Origin of the sequence: Streptomyces sp. CBMA152 (assembly GCF_014596475.1) — a bacterium.
Classification (GTDB): Bacteria; Actinomycetota; Actinomycetes; order Streptomycetales; family Streptomycetaceae; genus Streptomyces.
Map to the genome: position 1 here is coordinate 489,120 of NZ_MECJ01000028.1, position 17,647 is coordinate 506,766.

16 protein-coding genes are annotated in these 17,647 nt (G+C 70.2%); 11 read left to right on the forward strand and 5 right to left on the reverse strand.

What is annotated here, in order from left to right; translation table 11 throughout:
* Entirely contained in the window at positions 1-1,872 is a 1,872-nt protein-coding gene (locus BG418_RS25690) for a DUF2264 domain-containing protein (protein WP_188276337.1), read from the reverse strand.
* 280 nt (positions 1,873-2,152) lie between these two features.
* On the opposite strand from BG418_RS25690, the gene BG418_RS25695 reads away from it, so the two are divergent.
* The 6 genes from BG418_RS25695 (at position 2,153) to BG418_RS25720 (ending at position 8,806) form a co-directional block, all read left to right on the forward strand.
* Positions 2,153-3,379 (forward strand): substrate-binding domain-containing protein, encoded by a 1,227-nt coding sequence (locus BG418_RS25695; protein WP_188276338.1) that lies wholly within the window; start codon positions 2,153-2,155, stop codon positions 3,377-3,379.
* Between the two features lie 104 nt (positions 3,380-3,483).
* Complete coding sequence (locus BG418_RS25700) at positions 3,484-4,815, forward strand: sugar ABC transporter substrate-binding protein (RefSeq protein WP_188276339.1); 1,332 nt, start codon at positions 3,484-3,486, stop codon at positions 4,813-4,815.
* A gap of 154 nt (positions 4,816-4,969) precedes the next feature.
* The gene (locus BG418_RS25705; protein WP_223185459.1) at positions 4,970-5,806 is read left to right on the forward strand and encodes a carbohydrate ABC transporter permease; all 837 of its coding nucleotides are present in this window, start codon (positions 4,970-4,972) and stop codon (positions 5,804-5,806) included.
* Positions 5,803-6,711: a carbohydrate ABC transporter permease gene (locus tag BG418_RS25710; RefSeq protein WP_188276340.1), complete on the forward strand. Its 909-nt coding sequence runs from the start codon at positions 5,803-5,805 to the stop codon at positions 6,709-6,711. Before BG418_RS25705 ends, BG418_RS25710 begins: the two co-directional genes overlap by 4 nt.
* 215 nt (positions 6,712-6,926) lie before the next feature.
* Entirely contained in the window at positions 6,927-7,913 is a 987-nt protein-coding gene (locus tag BG418_RS25715) for a hydroxyacid dehydrogenase (RefSeq protein WP_223185460.1), read from the forward strand.
* Between the two features lie 197 nt (positions 7,914-8,110).
* A complete protein-coding gene (locus tag BG418_RS25720) occupies positions 8,111-8,806 on the forward strand; it encodes an ester cyclase (protein WP_188276342.1) in 696 nt (231 codons plus the stop codon).
* Between the two features lie 160 nt (positions 8,807-8,966).
* Here BG418_RS25720 and groL read toward each other — a convergent pair whose 3' ends face one another.
* The 4 genes from groL to BG418_RS25740 all read right to left on the reverse strand — a co-directional run bounded on the left by groL (position 8,967) and on the right by BG418_RS25740 (position 13,017).
* Positions 8,967-10,589, reverse strand: coding sequence for a chaperonin GroEL (gene groL, locus BG418_RS25725; RefSeq protein WP_188276343.1), 1,623 nt, complete (start codon positions 10,587-10,589; stop codon positions 8,967-8,969).
* Between the two features lie 111 nt (positions 10,590-10,700).
* Positions 10,701-11,009: a co-chaperone GroES gene (groES, locus tag BG418_RS25730; RefSeq protein ID WP_004955293.1), complete on the reverse strand. Its 309-nt coding sequence runs from the start codon at positions 11,007-11,009 to the stop codon at positions 10,701-10,703.
* Between the two features lie 317 nt (positions 11,010-11,326).
* The gene (locus BG418_RS25735) at positions 11,327-12,046 is read right to left on the reverse strand and encodes a hypothetical protein (RefSeq protein ID WP_188276344.1); all 720 of its coding nucleotides are present in this window, start codon (positions 12,044-12,046) and stop codon (positions 11,327-11,329) included.
* Entirely contained in the window at positions 12,043-13,017 is a 975-nt protein-coding gene (locus BG418_RS25740) for a polysaccharide deacetylase family protein (protein WP_188276345.1), read from the reverse strand. The genes BG418_RS25735 and BG418_RS25740 overlap by 4 nt, the downstream gene beginning before the upstream one ends.
* Before the next feature lie 83 nt (positions 13,018-13,100).
* Between BG418_RS25740 and BG418_RS40095 the strand changes: the two genes are divergently transcribed.
* The 5 genes from BG418_RS40095 (at position 13,101) to BG418_RS25770 (ending at position 17,647) form a co-directional block, all read left to right on the forward strand.
* Complete coding sequence (locus BG418_RS40095) at positions 13,101-14,426, forward strand: class I SAM-dependent methyltransferase (RefSeq protein ID WP_223185366.1); 1,326 nt, start codon at positions 13,101-13,103, stop codon at positions 14,424-14,426.
* A 95-nt stretch (positions 14,427-14,521) separates the two neighbouring features.
* Positions 14,522-14,908 (forward strand): WXG100 family type VII secretion target, encoded by a 387-nt coding sequence (locus BG418_RS25755; protein ID WP_188276346.1) that lies wholly within the window; start codon positions 14,522-14,524, stop codon positions 14,906-14,908.
* Between the two features lie 48 nt (positions 14,909-14,956).
* Entirely contained in the window at positions 14,957-15,259 is a 303-nt protein-coding gene (locus BG418_RS25760) for a WXG100 family type VII secretion target (RefSeq protein ID WP_188276347.1), read from the forward strand.
* Positions 15,259-16,962 (forward strand): RNase A-like domain-containing protein, encoded by a 1,704-nt coding sequence (locus BG418_RS40100; protein WP_223185367.1) that lies wholly within the window; start codon positions 15,259-15,261, stop codon positions 16,960-16,962. The genes BG418_RS25760 and BG418_RS40100 overlap by 1 nt, the downstream gene beginning before the upstream one ends.
* A 19-nt stretch (positions 16,963-16,981) precedes the next feature.
* Entirely contained in the window at positions 16,982-17,647 is a 666-nt protein-coding gene (locus BG418_RS25770; protein ID WP_188276348.1) for a hypothetical protein, read from the forward strand.

The following is a 17,647-nucleotide window of genomic DNA, read 5'->3' on the forward strand; positions in this document are numbered from 1 at the left end:
TCAGAGGCCCGTCGTGCGGACGGTCGGGGCCTTTCCGTCGAGCGCGAGCTCGTACGTGGTGCCGTCACTCCAGGTCACCCGCACGGTGCGGCCCTCGACGCGTACGGCGGTGACCAGGTCGGGGAGGGGAGCCGGGTGCTCCTCCCCCGTCAGGGAGGCGAGCGCGACGAAGAGCGTCGGGCCGTCCCCGGTCACCCCGTCGAGGACCGCCACTTGTGCGTCGGGGCCGAACTGGGTTGATCCGGCGGCCACTACGCGCGCGTGCGGCTCGTACCCCTCGACGGCGTGCAACTGGCCGGTCAGTTCGGGCCCGGTGACAGCCCACCCCGTCTGGCGTACGCGCGTGCCGGGCGGGGCGCCGACGAGCAGATGGGCCCGGACCTCGGCCCGGCCGTGGACCAGCGTGACAGACACGGTCCGCATCCCCGGCAGCGGCCGCGCTGCGGAGGCGGCCCAGCCGGGACCGCTGCCGAGGGGTTCGGCGAACCCCCGGGCGGTGACCGCGCCGTCGTCGAGGACGAGCCCGAAATGGTTGTCGCGCACGTCCCCGCAGGTCGGGCCCGTACGGGTCGCATAGGCGAACCGGGCGTAGCAGGGGTCCTCGTCCGGGCCGAGGCGGTGGTCGGTGCCGTGGTTGTGGAGCCGGACGACGCCGTCCGAAACCGTGGACTGGATCAGGGTGTTGGTCGGGCCGAGGGCGACGGCCGCGTCCCCGGTCTCGACGGGCAGCGGCTCCTCCACAGCTGTCCACACCGGGTGCTCCGGCGGCAGGAGCAGCCCGAGGAATCCTTTCGCCGCCCAGTACGGGGAGGCCGGGCCCGAATACCCCTGGACGATCGGCGCGTACGGGCCGTGCCAGCCCAGGGTGAGCAGACCCCGCTCGTCGGTCGCGCCCCGGCCGGGCTCCCAGTCCATGAAGTACGCGAGGGTGCCGGAGGCGAGGCGGCGGGTGGCGCCCGGGGTCATCGGGGTGTGGCCGGTGAGCGCGCCGAGCCAGGGGGCCGCGGTGGCGGCGAAGCGGTAGGTGAGGGAGCGCCCGTACGGCATGGGGGCGCCGTCGGCGCCGAACATCCGGGTGTGATCCGCGAGATGGGCGCGCAGCCGGGGGCCGTAGCGGTCGAGGAGTTCCCGGTTGTCACCCAAATGAGCGTGCAGGACGGGATAGAAGTGGAGAGCCCAGCCGTTGTAGTGGTCGAAGGAGCGGTGGGGGCCGTCGCTGTACCAGCCGTCGCCGAGGTACCACTGATCGACGTGTTCCAGCGCGCGCTCGATGGTGGCCGAGGCGCGGTCGGTCTCGATGCCGGCGTCCTGGAGGAATCCTGCGACGGTGAGGCCGAAGAACCACCAGTTGTTGTCGACGGGCGAGGGGCCGAGGGCGGGCAGCAGCCAGTCGACGGCTCGCTGGCGGACGCGGTCGTCGAGCCTGTCCCAGAGCCAGGGGCGGGTCAGGCGCAGCCCGAGGGCGACCGAGGCGGACTCGACGACCGCCTGGCGCACCTCGGCCATGCGCGGCCAGGCATCGGGGCTCGCGCTGTCCAACTCCCCGGTGGGCAGCGGGTGTTCGGTGCCGGACGCCAGGCCTTCGGCATAGCGGTCGAGGTGGCCGTGCGGGTCGTCGCCGTGCGCGCCCGCGATCCGCAGTGCGGCGAGCAGCCAGGTGCGGGCGAACCCTTCGAGGCCGTCGGAGCGGGGTCCGGACCAGCTCGGGCGGTCGCCGGGCAGGTTGATCAGCCCATGCCTCGGTGAGGCGTAGGGGCGTACGGAGAGGAGGAGTTGATCGGCCGCGTTTTCCCAGTGGCCGCGGGTCCAGCCGGTGTACGGGCTGAGCTCGTGATCGAGGGGTGCGAGGGGTGCGAGGGGCGGTGTCGGCATGATGCTCCCCGTCTGTGACGGATCCAGGACCGTGGCCGTGCGGGGATCCAGGGCCGTCGCGGAATCCAGGACCGGTTCGGGTTCAGAACCGGGTCAGGTTCAGGACTGGGGCGGCTCCAGGACCGTGCCGTGCTCGGGACTGCGGCGGAATCTAGGGGGTTGGCTGATCGAACGTCAATGGAATCGGACCGAATGATCGAAACGCTTGTCGTTCGATCAGGGTGCATTAGGGTCATGGCCCCAGGACACCGGGCGCCACACTGCGAGGGGGACTGCCGCCGTGCGAGAGAGTGCTGCTGAACGTCACGACCGACTGCTGGAACTGGTGCGCCGGCGCGGCTCGGTGCGGGTCTCCGATCTGGCCGGCCAGTTGGGGGTCTCCCCCGTGACCGCGCGCCGGGACGTGGAGGCGCTGGCCGTGCGGGGGCTGCTCGACCGGGTGCACGGCAAGGTCTCCTGGCCGCACACCCAAGGTGCGCCGGGGGTGCCCGCGCAGGGCATACCCGGGAGCGGTGGCCGGGAGTTGGTGCTCGGGATGGTGGCGCCGAACGCCACGTACTACTTCGCCGAGGTCATCCGTGGTGCGCACGAGGCGGCGGCCGCTGCCGGGGCCCGGCTGATCCTGCGGATATCGGACTACCGCCCGCAGGACGACCCGGCGCTCGCGGCCGGGCTTGTCGCGGCGGGGGCGGACGGGCTGCTGGTCGCGCCGGGCTGGAAGGAGCCGCACGATCCGGTCGAGCACGGGCGGTGGATAGGTGAACTGCCGGTGCCCACCGTGCTGTTGGAGCGGCGCGGGGTGCCCGGCGGGGCCCTGGACGACCTGGACCGGGTCTGCTCGGACCACGCTCACGGGGTGCTCCTCGCCGTACGCCATCTCACCGGGCTCGGGCACCGGGCGCCGCTCCTGGTGGCGCGGGCGGACAGCCCGACGGCGGTCGCGGTGCGGGCCGGGTACCGGCAGGCGCTGGACGCACTGGGGCTGGACGCGCCGGGTCCGGTGATCGGTTCGGTTCCGGCGGAGGTGGACCCGGCCGGGTTCGAGGCGGCCGTGCGGGCGCTGCTGGCGGCCGTGGCCAGCGGGGAGGCGACGGCGGCGCTGGTCCACAACGACGTGGACGCGATACGGATCGTGCAGCGCCTCGCCGAGCTGGGCGTACGGGTGCCGCAGGACCTGGCACTCGTGGCGTACGACGACGAGGTGGCGGCGCTCGCGGACATCCCGCTGACGGCGGTGGCCCCGCCCAAGCACGAAGTGGGCCGGTACGCGGCGCAGTTGCTGATCGAGCGGCTGCGGGGTGGATCGGCGGAGCCGGGCGAGGAGCCGCGCCGCCATGTGGATCTGCTGCCGCGTCTGCGGGTGCGGTCCTCGTGCGGGGCGCCGCGCCCTGGCGGCGGCCGGGTGCCGGATGCCGGGGTCGGGCTCGCCCCGGGCCCCGTGCTCGGCGAGGGCGCCGACTCCTCTGCGAGCCAGCCTGCGAGCCAGCCCATCACCGCTCACTCCTAACTCGATCATTTTTCGATCATTCGAACTTTCGCTCTTGACTTCGGTCAGGAACGGCTCAAGGATCGCGGCCATCGCCTCGTCCCCTCACGTTCAGGAGCCGTTCCGTGAACCGCAGTTGGACCAGATCGACTACCGCAGCCATCGCCACGGCAACCGCCCTCGCCCTGCTCTCGGCCTGCGGAAGCGGGGACGGCGGCTCGGACGCGGGCGGTGGCAAGGGCACCGCCGACAAGCCCGTCACCCTCACCTTCTGGGCCTGGCAGAAGGGGTCGAAGGACGTGGTGGACGCGTTCAACGCCTCGCACAAGACCATCAAGGTGAAGTTCGAGGAGATACCGTCCGGCAACGCCGGTGGCTACGCCAAGATCTCCAACGCGGTGCGGGCGGGCAACGCGCCGGACCTGGTCGCGATCGAGTACCCCATGCTGCCCGAGTTCGTCAGCCAGGGCGCGCTCCAGGACATCGGCTCGTATCTGCCCGCCGACGTACGGAAGAAGTTCCTGCCGCAGGCGGTCGAGCTGACCACGCTGGGCGGTAAGAGCTGGGCGGTGCCGTTCGACGCCGCGCCCCAGACGTACTACTACCGCAAGGACTTCTTCACCAAGAACAACATCCAAGTACCGAAGACCTGGGCGGAGTTCCGCACCGCCGCCGAGCAGGCGAAGAAGGTCGATCCGAAGGCGCGGATCGCCACCTTCATGCCGGACGACCCGACCACGTTCGAGGCGATGGCCTGGCAGGCCGGGGCCCAGTGGTTCAAGGCCGACGGCGACACCTGGAAGCTCAACACCTCGGACGCCGCCACCAACAAGGTCGCCGACTACTGGCAGGGGCTGATCGACGACAAGCTGGTGCAGACGGCGGTCTCGTTCAGCCCGGAGTGGACCGCCGCGCTGAAGGACGGCTCGACCGTCGGCTACCTCGGCGCTGCCTGGGGCGCGGGCGTCCTCAAGTCGACGCTGCCCGACCAGAGCGGCAAGTGGGGCGTCGCGCCGGTGCCGACCTGGGACGGCAGGCCCGCCAGCGGCATGCTCGGCGGCTCCACTTGGGCGGTGACCAAGGGCAGCAGGAAGGCGGCGGCCGCCGTCGAGTTCGCCACCTGGATGTCCACCACCGAGGAGGGCGTCAAGGCCCGTATCGCACCGGGCACTTCGAGCGCGTTCCCGGCCGACGTCTCGTTGCGCCCGGCCGCCAAGAAGGCGTTCGACGCCGGGTTCTACGGCGGCGAGGACATCTACCAGCTCTTCGACGCGGCCGGTGCCTCGATCAACCCCGCCTGGAGCTGGGGCCCGACCACCGGGACCACCAACACCACGCTGAAGGACCAGTTCGGCAAGGTCAGCGGCGGCACGGTGAAGATCACCGACGCGCTGCGGGCCGCCCATGACGCCACCTTGGCCGAGCTGAAGAAGCGCGGCCTGAAGGTCGAGGGCTGAGCCCGTGACCGGGACGGTCCGGACAGCCGGAGTGGACCGGACGCCCGGGGAGGGCCGCGCGAGTAGCGCATCCCGCACCACCCTTCGCCGTACGAACACCACACGCCGACGCACCAACGCCGCCGCCACCGCGCTCCTCGCGCCCTTCTGCGTCCTGTTCACCGCCGTGACCGTCGTGCCGATCGGGTACGCGGTGTGGCTGAGCCTGTTCACCGAGAAGCAGTCGGGGCTCGGGTTCGGCGGGGCGAGGTCCGTGTTCAGCGGGCTCGACAACTACACGGCGGCCCTCGGCGACCGGGCGTTCCGCGACGGGTTCTGGATCCTGCTCGGCTACTGCGCCGTCTACATCCCCCTGATGGTCGGCGGGGCGCTCGCCCTCGCGCTGCTGCTCGACTCGGGGCTCGCCCGCGCCCGCCGCTTCTTCCAGCTGGCGCTCTTCCTGCCGCACGCCGTGCCCGGCATCATCGCCGCGCTGATCTGGGTGTACCTCTACACACCCGGCCTCAGTCCGGTCGTACGGGCCATGGACTCCGGCGGTGTCGGCTTCAGCTTCTTCTCCCCCGACGGCGCCCTCCCCTCCGTGGTCAACATCGCGCTGTGGGAATGGCTCGGCTACAACATGGTGATCTTCTACGCGGCGCTCCAGGCCATCGACCGGTCCGTCCTGGAGGCGGCCACGGTGGACGGCGCGGGCGCCTGGCGGATCGCGTTCAGCATCAAAGTCCCGCTGATCCGCGCCTCGTTGGGGATGGTCGCGCTGTTCACCGTCATCGGCTCGCTCCAGCTGTTCACCGAGCCGCTCATCCTCAACCAGGGCAGCGGTTCGGCGGTCACCTCGACCTGGACGCCGAACATGTACGCCTACACCGCGGCCTTCGCCCGCAACGACTACGGCCTCGCCGCCGCCGCGGCCGTTCTGCTCGCCCTCGCCGCCGCGCTGCTGTCCTTCGCCGTCACCCGCCTCACCACCCGGAAGGGGGCGCGGACATGACCACCCCGGCCACGACCGACTCCACCCCCGCGCACACCAGGGCCGAGCCCTCACCCCGTAGCAAACCGAACGCCCGCTGGCTCTCCAGGACCGCCGTCAACGGCGCGCTGCTGCTCTCCGTCGGCTACACGCTCTTCCCCCTCCTCTGGCTGATCACCGCCTCCACCAAGGACACCGGCGGTCTGCTCGGCGGCGACGCGTTCTCCTTCAAGGGCTTCGACCTCGGCAGGAACCTCTCCGACCTGGCCTCCTACAACGACGGCGTCTACTTCCGCTGGTATCTCAACTCGCTGCTGTACGCGGGCGGGGGCGCGCTGGTCTGCGCGCTGATCAGCGTCGCCGCCGGGTACGCCTTCGACAAGTACCGCTTCCGGGGCAAGGAGAAGCTGTTCGGGGTGGTGCTGCTGGGCGTGCTCGTACCGTCCACCGCGCTCGCGCTGCCGATGTACCTGCTGGCGAGCAGGACAGGGCTGGTCAACACGTACTGGTCGGTGCTGATCCCCGTCCTGGTGAACCCGTTCGGCGTCTATCTCTCCCGGGTGTTCAGCGCGAGCTATATCCCCGACGAGGCGCTGGAGGCGGCCCGTATCGACGGGGCGGGCGAGCTGCGCGCGTTCTGGTCGATCGGGCTGCGCATGGTGATGCCCGGGTTCGTGACCGTGTTCCTCTTCCAGTTCACCGCGATCTGGAACAACTTCTTCCTCCCCTTGGTGATGCTCTCGGACCAGAAGCTCTTCCCGCTGAGCCTCGGTCTGTACTCGTGGAACTCCAACACCCACGCCGAGCCCTCGTTCTACCCCCTCGTCGTCACCGGCTCCCTCCTCGCCGTCCTCCCCCTCGTCATCGCCTTCGTCGCCCTCCAGCGGCACTGGAAGGCGGGTCTCACGGCGGGCAGCGTCAAGTGACCGGACGGACGCACAGCCGGTTACCCATGGACAACGCCCCCGTGAGGAGCCCGAGTTCCACCATGCACCACGCCACTGACAACGGCCCGTCCGATCACCACCCCTCCGAACACCGCCCCTCCGAAGGCGGCCCGTCCGAAGGCGGCCCGTCCGAACACGGCGCATCCGCACAGCGCCCCTCCGCGCCCGCCCGCCGCCCCGCCGTCCTCCTCGCCATGGGCCCCGGCATCGCCGACCGGCTGTTCGCCGAGCGGCACCGCGTCCGCCTCGCCGCGCTCGCCGAGACCGACCCCCACCTCGTCGCCCACGACCTCGCCTCGCCCACTTCTCACGTGGCGGAGGCGCTGGCCGCGGCCGAAGTACTGCTGACCTGCTGGGGAGCGCCCGTGCTCACCGCCGAGGTGCTGGCCGCCGCGCCCCGGCTGCGGGCCGTCGTGCACGCCGCCGGGTCGGTGAAGCACCACATCACCGACGCGTGCTGGGAACGGGGCATCGCGGTGACCTCGGCGGCCGCGGCCAACGCGCTGCCGGTCGCCGAGTACACGCTGGCCGCGATCCTGTTCGCGGGCAAGCACGTGCTGCCCGCCGCCCAGCGGTACGCGGAGCTGCGCGCCCCGCACGACTGGCTGCGCGCGTCCGACGGCACCGGCAACTACCACCGCACGGTCGGCCTGGTCGGGGCGTCGCGGATCGGCCGCCGGGTGATCGAGCTGCTGCGCCCGTTCGACTTCCGGGTGTTGCTGCACGACCCGTATGTGGACGCGGTCGAGGCGGCGGAGCTCGGCGTCGAGCTCGTCGACCTGGACACGCTCTGCGCCCGCAGCAGCGTCGTCTCGGTGCACGCGCCCCAGCTCCCGGCCACCGAGCGCATGATCGGCGCACGTCAGCTGGCGGCGATGCCCGACGGGGCGACGCTCGTGAACACCGCGCGCGGGTCCCTGGTGGACGAGTCCGCGCTGCTCGGCGAGCTGGTCTCCGGCCGGCTGCACGCCGTACTGGATGTCACCGAGCCCGAACTCCCGCCCCGCGAGAGCCCGTTGTACGACCTGCCCAACGTCCTGCTCACCCCGCACATCGCCGGGTCGCTCGGCAACGAACTGCACCGGATGGCGGACCGGGCGCTCGACGAGCTGGAGCGGTACGCGGCCGGGGTGCCGTTCGCCGACCCCGTACTCCCGGCGGCCCTGCACCACTCGGCGTGAGCCGCCGACGCACCACTCGGCGTGAGCCGCCGACGCACCACTCGGCGTGAGCCACCACCGCACCACCCGGCGTGAGCCTCCACGCCCCGCCGCACCTCCAGCCGCACCCCACCCGCTCCCCCGAGCGCTCACCCATCCAGCTGGTTCAAATCTCACTAAAATGGACTTATCGCTCCACGAGCCAGCCGGGAGACGCCATGACATTCGCGCAGATAATCGACTTCAAGACCGAGCGGTTCAGCGACCTGGACCAGCTCATGGACCAGTGGATCGAGGTGACCAAGGGCAAGCGGACCGCGTCCCACAACGTCATCGGCAAGGACCGCTCCGACGCCTCCCACTTCGTCGAGATCGTCGAATTCCCCTCGTACGAAGAGGCCATGGCGAACTCGAACCTCCCGGAGACCAACCGGATCTTCGAGGAGATGGTGGCGCTCTGCGACGGTATGCCCACCTTCACGGACCTCGATGTGGTGCGCAACGACCAGTTGAACGCGTCAACCGCCCGCCGGTTCTTCCACGAGATCGCCACGGGCGGCAACCTCGACGCGATAGACGAGGTGTTCGCGCGCGACTACGCCGACCACGACATCATCAAGGAGCAGGACACGGTCGTCGGCTCCGACGGGATACGCGACGACCTCACCGGGTGGCGGTCGGCCTTCGACTTCACCTTCGACCTCGACCGGCAGATCTGCGAGGGCGACGACGTGGTGACGCTGTGGACCTGGAAGGCCACCCACAAGGGCGACTTCATGGGCATCCCGGCCTCCGGCAAGCAGGTCACCATGACCGGCACCACGATCTTCCGGTTCAAGAACGACAAGATCCAGGAAGGCTGGTGGCACTACGACGCCATGAAGCTCATGAAGCAGCTGGGCGCCACGGGCTGAGCCACCGGATCCCCGGACAGCCCGAGCCACCGCACGCCTCCCGGAATCCGGAACCCGGAACGGGAAAGGCCCCCGCCCCGCCGAGACGGCGGGACCGGGGGCCTTCACACGTACTGCACCGACCACACGTACTACGTGCGGAGCCGGACGTCGTACGACGTCAGTGGCTGTGGCCGTGACCGTGACCGGCGTCGGCCTCTTCGTCGGCCGGCTTCTCGACGACCAGGGTCTCGGTCGTGAGCAGCAGGGAGGCGATGGAGGCGGCGTTCTCCAGAGCGGAGCGCGTCACCTTGACCGGGTCGATGACGCCGGCCTTGACCAGGTCGCCGTACTCGCCGGTGGCGGCGTTGAAGCCCTGGCCCTTGTCGAGCTCGGCGACCTTCGAGGTGATGACGTAACCCTCGAGACCGGCGTTCTCGGCGATCCAGCGCAGCGGCTCGACGGCGGCGCGGCGGACGACCGCGACACCCGTGGCCTCGTCGCCGGACTTGCCCAGGCCACCGTCGAGGACCTTGACGGCGTGGACGAGCGCGGAGCCACCGCCGGAGACGATGCCCTCCTCGACCGCGGCGCGGGTCGCCGAGATGGCGTCCTCAAGGCGGTGCTTCTTCTCCTTGAGCTCCACCTCGGTGGCGGCGCCGACCTTGATCACGCAGACACCGCCGGCGAGCTTCGCCAGGCGCTCCTGCAGCTTCTCGCGGTCCCAGTCGGAGTCCGTGGACTCGATCTCGGCCTTGATCTGGTTGACACGGCCGACCACGTCGGCGCTGTTGCCGCCGCCGTCGACGATCGTGGTGTCGTCCTTGGTGACGGTCACGCGGCGGGCGGAGCCCAGCACGTCCAGACCGGCCTGGTCGAGCTTGAGGCCGACCTCCTCGGCGATGACGGTGGCACCGGTGAGGGTGGCCATGTCCTGGAGCATCGCCTTGCGGCGGTCGCCGAAGCCCGGGGCCTTGACGGCCACGGCGTTGAACGTGCCGCGGATCTTGTTGACGACCAGGGTGGAGAGCGCCTCGCCCTCGACGTCCTCGGCGATGATCAGGAGCGGCTTGGAGCCACCGGCCTGGATGACCTTCTCCAGGAGGGGCAGCAGGTCCTGGATCGAGGAGATCTTGCCCTGGTTGATCAGGATGTACGGGTCGTCGAGGACGGCCTCCATACGCTCCTGGTCGGAGACCATGTACGGGGACAGGTAGCCCTTGTCGAAGGCCATGCCCTCGGTGAACTCCAGCTCCAGGCCGAAGGTGTTGGACTCCTCGACGGTGATGACACCGTCCTTGCCGACCTTGTCCATCGCCTCGGCGATGAGCTCGCCGACCTGGGCGTCCTGCGCGGAGAGCGCGGCCACGGCGGCGATGTCGGACTTGTCCTCGATCGGGCGGGCGGTCGCGAGCAGCTCGTCCGAGACGGCCTTGACCGCCGCGTCGATGCCCTTCTTCAGGGCGGCCGGGGAGGCGCCGGCGGCGACGTTGCGCAGGCCCTCGCGGACCAGCGCCTGGGCCAGCACGGTGGCGGTGGTGGTGCCGTCACCCGCGATGTCGTTGGTCTTGGTCGCCACCTCCTTCACGAGCTGGGCGCCCAGGTTCTCGTACGGGTCGTCGAGCTCGACCTCGCGGGCGATCGTGACACCGTCGTTGGTGATGGTGGGAGCGCCGAACTTCTTGTCGATGACGACGTTGCGGCCCTTGGGGCCGATCGTCACCTTGACCGTGTCGGCAAGCTTGTTGACGCCGCGCTCAAGGGCGCGACGGGCGTCCTCGTCGAACTTCAGGATCTTCGCCATGGGAGCGGTTCAGCCCTCTCGGAAAACTCGGTTAATGAAAACTGCGCCCCTCGCCGCCCGGCTAGCGGGATGACCAGGGGCGCAGCTCAGGCACATGTGCCGGTGAAGCGATTACTTCTCGATGATCGCGAGCACGTCGCGAGCCGAGAGGACGAGGTACTCGTCGCCGTTGTACTTCACCTCGGTGCCGCCGTACTTGCTGTAGAGCACGACGTCGCCGACCTTGACGTCGAGCGGCAGGCGCTCGCCGTTCTCGAAGCGGCCCGGGCCCACGGCGAGGACAGCACCCTCCTGGGGCTTCTCCTTCGCGGTGTCCGGGATGACCAGGCCGGAGGCCGTGGTCTGCTCGGCGTCGAGCGGCTGGACCACGATGCGGTCCTCAAGCGGCTTGATGGCAACCTTGGAGCTGGCGGTCGTCACGATCCGGTCTCCCCCTTCGGAGATCTCACGGGGTTAACTGTTTGGGGTGGCGACCAGGTGGATCCGTCGTCGCGGGTGCCGGACCTGCCCGTCGCTGTGTTGGCACTCTCCGGTGGGGAGTGCCAGAGCCGAGACTAGGACGGCGGTTAGCACTCGGTCAAGCGGAGTGCCAATCCGATGCCGGATTCGCGAGCTGCGGGGTGGCGCCTTCGTCCGTCTGCGGAACGTGCCGGGCCGGTCGCACAGTTCCCCGCACCCCTGGGCAATCAGGCCGCGATCAGCCACAGACGACCCGCGGACAACATCCGGCACCCCCCCTACACGTAATCCTCCAGCCGCCCCACGGTGAACCCCTGCTCCTGAATGCGCCGCAGCATCCGCGCGGTCCGCGCGGCCGGTGTGCCGGGGCCGGTGCAGCGGGCCAGGACGATGTCGCCGGGACGCAGCCGCGCCCCCGAGCGGTAGTGCAGCGCATCCCCCCGCGAGGACATCGCGGCCCGCCACAGCACCAGCGACCGCACCCCACAGGCACGCGCCGCTCGCAGGGTGTCCGCGTTGTACCCCCCGGACGGCGGCCGGAACAGCCGCGGCCGCACCCCGCGCCCGCAGATCTCCGCGCGCTGCCCCTCGTACGGCAGTGCCCGCAGGTCGGAAGCGTGGCCGGACGGCGAGGCGAACGTGGAGACCGGCAGCTTCAGCTCGTGCACCATCCGCTGGAGCGCAGGGTCGCGCACCGCCCCGTCGTACGTCACGAAGACGACCTTCTGCCGGTCGGGCAGCGGCACCCGGTCCACCACGAACGGGAGCGCGGGCCGGCGCGCGGGGGGCGCGGGGGCGGGCGGGAGCGGTCCCGCGAGCCCCCACCGCCGGGCTGCCGCCTCGCGGGCGCCCGTACGCGGCGCGACCTTCGCCGCCGCCTTGCGGCCGAGCCGCCCGATCGGGTCGACGGACTGGGCGCAGCCCGTCGCCGAGAACAGCGAGACCGCGAGCGCACCGGCCGCCAGCAGACCGGCCAGCCGCCGGTGCGCGCGTGTCATACGTAGTCCTCCAGCCTGGCCACCGCGTATCCCTTGTCGGTGACCACCTTCATGACGTTGCGGATCATGTCGGGCATCGTGCCCTTCCAGTCCTCACGTCCCCGGAAATGGGTCAGGATGATGTCGCCGGGGTGCAGGTCGCGGTCCCACTCGCGCCACTCCATGTGATCGGGAAACGCCTCCGCCGCCCACAAGGGCACGGCCTTGACGCCACACGACTGAGCCGCGCGCAGGGTGTCCTCGTTGTAGTTGCCGTACGGCGGCCGGAAGAGCCGGGGCCGTTTGCCCGCCCATTTCTCGATCTTGTCCTGCTGGTCGCAGATCTCGTGGTGCTGTGTGTCGTACGAAAGTGCGGGCATGTAACGGTGGTTGAGGGTGTGGTTGTTGAGGGTGACGCCGAGGCCCTGCATCCGCTTGAAGTACGGGTAGTCGGTGCGGACGAGGTAGTCGCTGAGGAACGCGCTGTAGGGGATGCGCAGTTCCTGCATCATCTTCAGCAGCGCCGGGTCCTTCTCGGCGCCGTCGTCGATGGTGAGGAAGACGATCCGTTTCTTCGTCGGCACGGTGGTGAAGACGGGCGGCAGCGAGTCCCCGCCGTCGGTCTCGAACCCGGGCCGGTTGGTGATCTTCGGTTTGACGGCGGGCGGGGCGGGCGCGGCAAGCGGCACCTTCGCCAGCTTCCACTTCTTGGTGGCGGCGACCCTGGCCTCCTGTGCCTCCTTGAGCTGGTCGGAGTAGCCGGCGAGGGCGCGGGCGGCGTCGTTCTGGTACGCCTGCGAGCCGCCGGCGGGCTTGGCCCCGTGGCGCCCGCCGCCCGGCTCCTCGGCGGCGCACCCGGAGGCGAGCGCGGCGGCGACGAGACCGGCGAGGACGAGACAGGGGGTGCGGCGCGTGCGCGGGGCGCGCGGCGCTCCGCGCGATACGGGTGGTCCGATTGATCCGGATTCTTCCTTTTGTCGTACAAGCTGCATGCCGCCGCATCCTGTCAGCGCAGGGCCGGATCGCCCGGGCGACACCCACCACAGGACGCGGCCCGTCCCCCGCCTGGCCCACAATGGGGCAGGTGAACGACCTCGACTCCTTCCGCGCCCTGCTCGCTCCCGAGGGCCGGGGCCTGCTGGACTCGCTCCGCGACTACGACCCGTCCCAGGAGCTGGCGGTGGCGACCCGGCTGCGCCGCACGCACGCCCCCGAACTGGTCTCGGCGGCGCTCGCCCAGGCGCGGCTGCGCCAGCGCGCGGTGGCGAAGTTCGGCGCGGACGACGCGTACCGGATGTTCTTCACGCCCAACGGCGTCGAGCAGTCGACGCGGGCCACGGTGGCCGCGTACCGCGCCGGGGTCTTCGCCGCGCACGGTGTACGCGGGGTCGCCGACCTCTGCTGCGGCATCGGCGGCGACGCGCTCGCGCTGGCCCGCGCGGGCATCAAGGTCCTCGCGGTGGACCGCGACGAGCTGACGGCCGAGGTCGCCCGCGCCAACGCGGCGGCGCTCGGGCTCGCCGAGCTGATCGAGGTGCGGTGCGCGGACGTGGCGGACGTGGACACGTCGGGGTGGGACGCGGTGTTCGTCGACCCGGCGCGGCGTGGGGGGCGCGGCCGGATCTTCGACCCGGAGGCATACTCGCCGCCACTGTCGTGGGCGGTCGGCGCGGCCCTGAAGGCGCCCTTCGCCGCCCTCAAGATCGCCCCCGGCATCCCGCACGAGGCGATCCCGCCTCAGGCCGAGGCCGAGTGGATCTCGGACGGCGGGGACGTGAAGGAGGCGGTGCTGTGGTTCGGGGGCGGGGCGGTCGAACCGGGCGCCGGGGGCAGAGGCAGTGGGGCCGTCGAACCGGCCGCCGGGGACAGGGACAGCGGGGCCGTCGAACCGGGCGCCGCCGAGTCCCCCGGCGCCGGTGGGATGCGCGGCGCCGTCACCCCCGGCTCCGTCCGCGCCACGCTGCTGCCCGCGCACGCGTCCCTGTGGACCTCGGCGCCGCTGCCCGCCCCGCCGGTGGGACCGATCGGGCGGTATCTGTACGAGCCGGACGGCGCCGTCATCCGCGCGCATCTGGTGGCCGAAATCGTCGCGGCGAGCGGCGGCCGCCTCGTCGACGAGACGATCGCGTACGTGACGAACGACGAGCCGTACGTCTCCCCGTACACCACCGCGTACGAGATCACCGACGAACTCCCCTTCAACATGAAGAAGCTGAAGGCGCTGCTGCGCGAGCGCGAGGTCGGGATCCTCACCGTCAAGAAGCGCGGCTCGGCGGTCGAGCCGGAGGAGCTGCGGCGCAAGATGAAGCTCCAGGGGCGCAACTCGGCCACCGTGTTCCTGACCCGGGTGGCGGGAGCGCCGACGATGCTGGTCGGGCACCCGGTGGCGGCCCCGGCGTAACACTCGTCACATCCCCTGCTCTTTGCAACTGCTCTGTTGTCACAGGGCGTTGTTAGGGTGCAAGAGATCATCCAGACGTTCGGGGGAGGCGATTTATGGACAAGCGACCTGATCTCGGCGTGCCCCACGAGGACGGGCTCAAGACGCTGGCGCACGATCTCGACGAGATGCAGCGCCATCTCGACAAGCAGGTCCGCCGCATGGACGGGATCGTCGACCGGATCGAGGCGGGCTGGAAGGGCCCGGCCGGGTCGGCCTACCGCGATCTGCACCGGGGCGCGGCCAAGGACGCCGTGCGCATCCGGGGGGTCCTCCAGGTCATCGAGGAGGCCGTGCGGCTGAGCCGGGACGGGTTCAGCGAGCAGGACCTCGAAGTCCTCGCGCGGATGCGGGAGATACAGGACCACGTCGACGTGGCCCGCGAGGCCGACGCGCTGCAGGCGCCCGAGCCGGGCCCGCGCAGCAGCATCAGCGATCTCTGACGTCCGACAGCCAGGCCGTACGAACGCTCAACGGGGGAACAGGGGAACATGCCCGACGACGACCACATAGCCGTCAGCTTCGGCACGCTGCGCGAGCTCGCCGGAGAGCTGGAGGACATCCTCAAGCAGCTCAACGAGAAGCTGGGCTCGCTCTACGACCGTACCGAGAAGGTCGTGCTGACCTGGGACGGCGCGGCCCGCGAGGCGTTCGTCGACGAACTCGACCGCTGGGACCGCGACATGCAGGACCTCCAGGCCCGCCAGGCCTGGCTCCACGAGGTCGTCACCACCGGCCACGCCAACTACGCCTCGGCCCACCGGGCCGTGCTGCGCGGCTGGGGGGCCGCCTGATGGCCACGCCTCCGCCGCCGGCGAACGGCGCCATCGACGTCAAGCCGATGGACCTGCACCGGGTCTCGGGCGGCGTCGCGAGCCAGCAGCCGATGTTCGACCGGGCCGCCAAGGACCTGCTGACCGCCCTCCAGAAGTACCCCGATGCCGGTGGCTACGGAACCGCGTCCGAGGCGTTCGCCACGGCGTACGTCAAAGTGGGCAACCGGTTCCTGGAGGTGTGGGCCAAGTCCGTGGAGAGCGTGGGCGGCGTCGCCGTCGGCTTCACCACGACCGCCAACAACTACGCGAAGGCCGACGCCGCCGCCCACCCCGGCGGCCCGCCGGCGGTCACGCAGCCGCTGCCGCACGTCATCGACAAGGCACCGTCCTACGGCCACGTTCCCAATCTGAAGTGGGGTGACGACGACGGAGGCGACGACTTCCTCCGTTCGCTCCTCGAACAGGTCCCGGGGCCGATCCGCGATGTGCTGCGCCCGGTCGTCAAGCACGCCTTCCGGATGGGGAAGGTCGCCGACGTCTACCCCTTTCCGCAGCAGCACTATCTGAACTCGCTGTCCAAGTCCTGGATGTCGATGACCATGAGCCTCTCCATGACGGAGAGCGCGCTGACCGGTCTGGTGGGGTCCATCACCCAGCAGACCAACACCGAATGGCACGCCGCCATGCGGCAGTTCTGCAGCTCGCTGTGGGGCACCAAGGCGTGGGGCAAGTCCACGGCCGGATACGAGTGGAAGCACGACTCATCGGCGTCCCAGACCGCCACGCACCCGGTGATGACGGTGCTGTTCGACACCGCGCAGAAGGTCAGCGATCTGCTGTACCACTTCGCGGAAGCCGCCGTGTACGTCAACCACGAAGTCCATGTGGTGTACATGAAGGCCGTGCACGACGCGCTCCCCAAGATCGACGTCAACTTCAAGGACGGGGTCGACGTCAAGGACGTCGTGGGTCTGTTCAAGGGGGTCGTGAAGGGGGTGGCGAAGGGGGCGGTCGAACTCGGCGAGGGCATCGTTCTGGAGATCGACACGGACAAGCTGAACTCCATCGTCGACACCTACAACGGCAAGGTCAACGCGCTGACGCCGCAGCTCAACACGCTGATGGCGGCGCTGGACGAGGCATATCTGAGCGCGCCCACATTCCTCGCAGAGGAGGCCAGGGCGGAGGGGTTCGGCGCCCGGGCGCTGCAGTCCTTCAAGGACGAGCACCACTTCATGGTTCCCGGCGAGGATCCGAAGAACATCTACTACCCGATCGATCTGGCGAGCCAGGAGGGCATCCACGGCAGCCATCCCATCGACCGGCACGTCGGTATGACGGACGACCAGCTCGCCCAGCGGCTGCGCGACCAGACCAATGCCCCCGCCGCGTCCTCCTTCACGGACCTGGCGTCGGCGCAGAAATTCACCCAGGCCGCGCTCAACGACCACGACAACGCGATCCGGATCGACGAATGGCTGCAAGGGGTGGAGAAAAAGAAGAAGAACAACCCGAATTGGGATCCCAACAACTCCTCGATCCAGCCGCAGATCAAGTTCACGTTCAACGAGGACACCGGATCCACCATTACCCGCGCCGACTATGATGCACACGGCATGGGCGCCACGGCCACCAAGACCAGATCGGTGCAGGTGGCGCTGAAGTACAAGGAGGGGATGGACCCGCCGTTCGTCGTCGTCACCTCCATGCCGATCCCCTAGCAGCAAAGGCAGCAGTCACGTGCAGTCGTACACGGCGGCCCTGTTCACCAGTGGCCCGGTGGCGCACCTCATCGATCTGGCCATCAGAGTGCAGACATCGCAGGGAGAGCTGTCCCTCGACGACGAGATCCGGCGGTACATCCGGGTGACCGGCGCGTCGGACACGGCGAAATGGAGCTGCCCCGCCCGCACGGGGGCGGCCATGCTGGACGTCGCCGGAGAACTCCTCACCGAGAACTCGCCCGTGGCGATTCCCGATGAATTCCGGCAAAAGCTGGCGCAGGCGTCGGGAGACGAGGACGCCGCCGAATACCTGCATACGCTCGCGGGGATTGTTCGCATTCTCGACCGGGACCTGCCGCCCGACTACAGCGAGCTTCCCATGAACACCTGGGAAGCGGGGATGGGGTTCCCTCATCTCAGCGGGTTCACCGCTCATCTCACCGATGACGTCGAAGCCACTTCCCTGGCGGATTCCGTGAATTCGTATATCGCCGGGGAACACCCGTTCTGCACCGAAGTACTGCCCCGGACCGCCGCCGAGGCACACCGCGCCCTCGTCCTCTTCCCGGACGCGGACTCCTTGCGGACGAACCTGCTGCGCCCCATCCCATGGATCTCCGCGGACGCCCTGCGCGAACTGCTCCGGACCGTGGACGACCACATGCTGCGGGAACACTCGTGA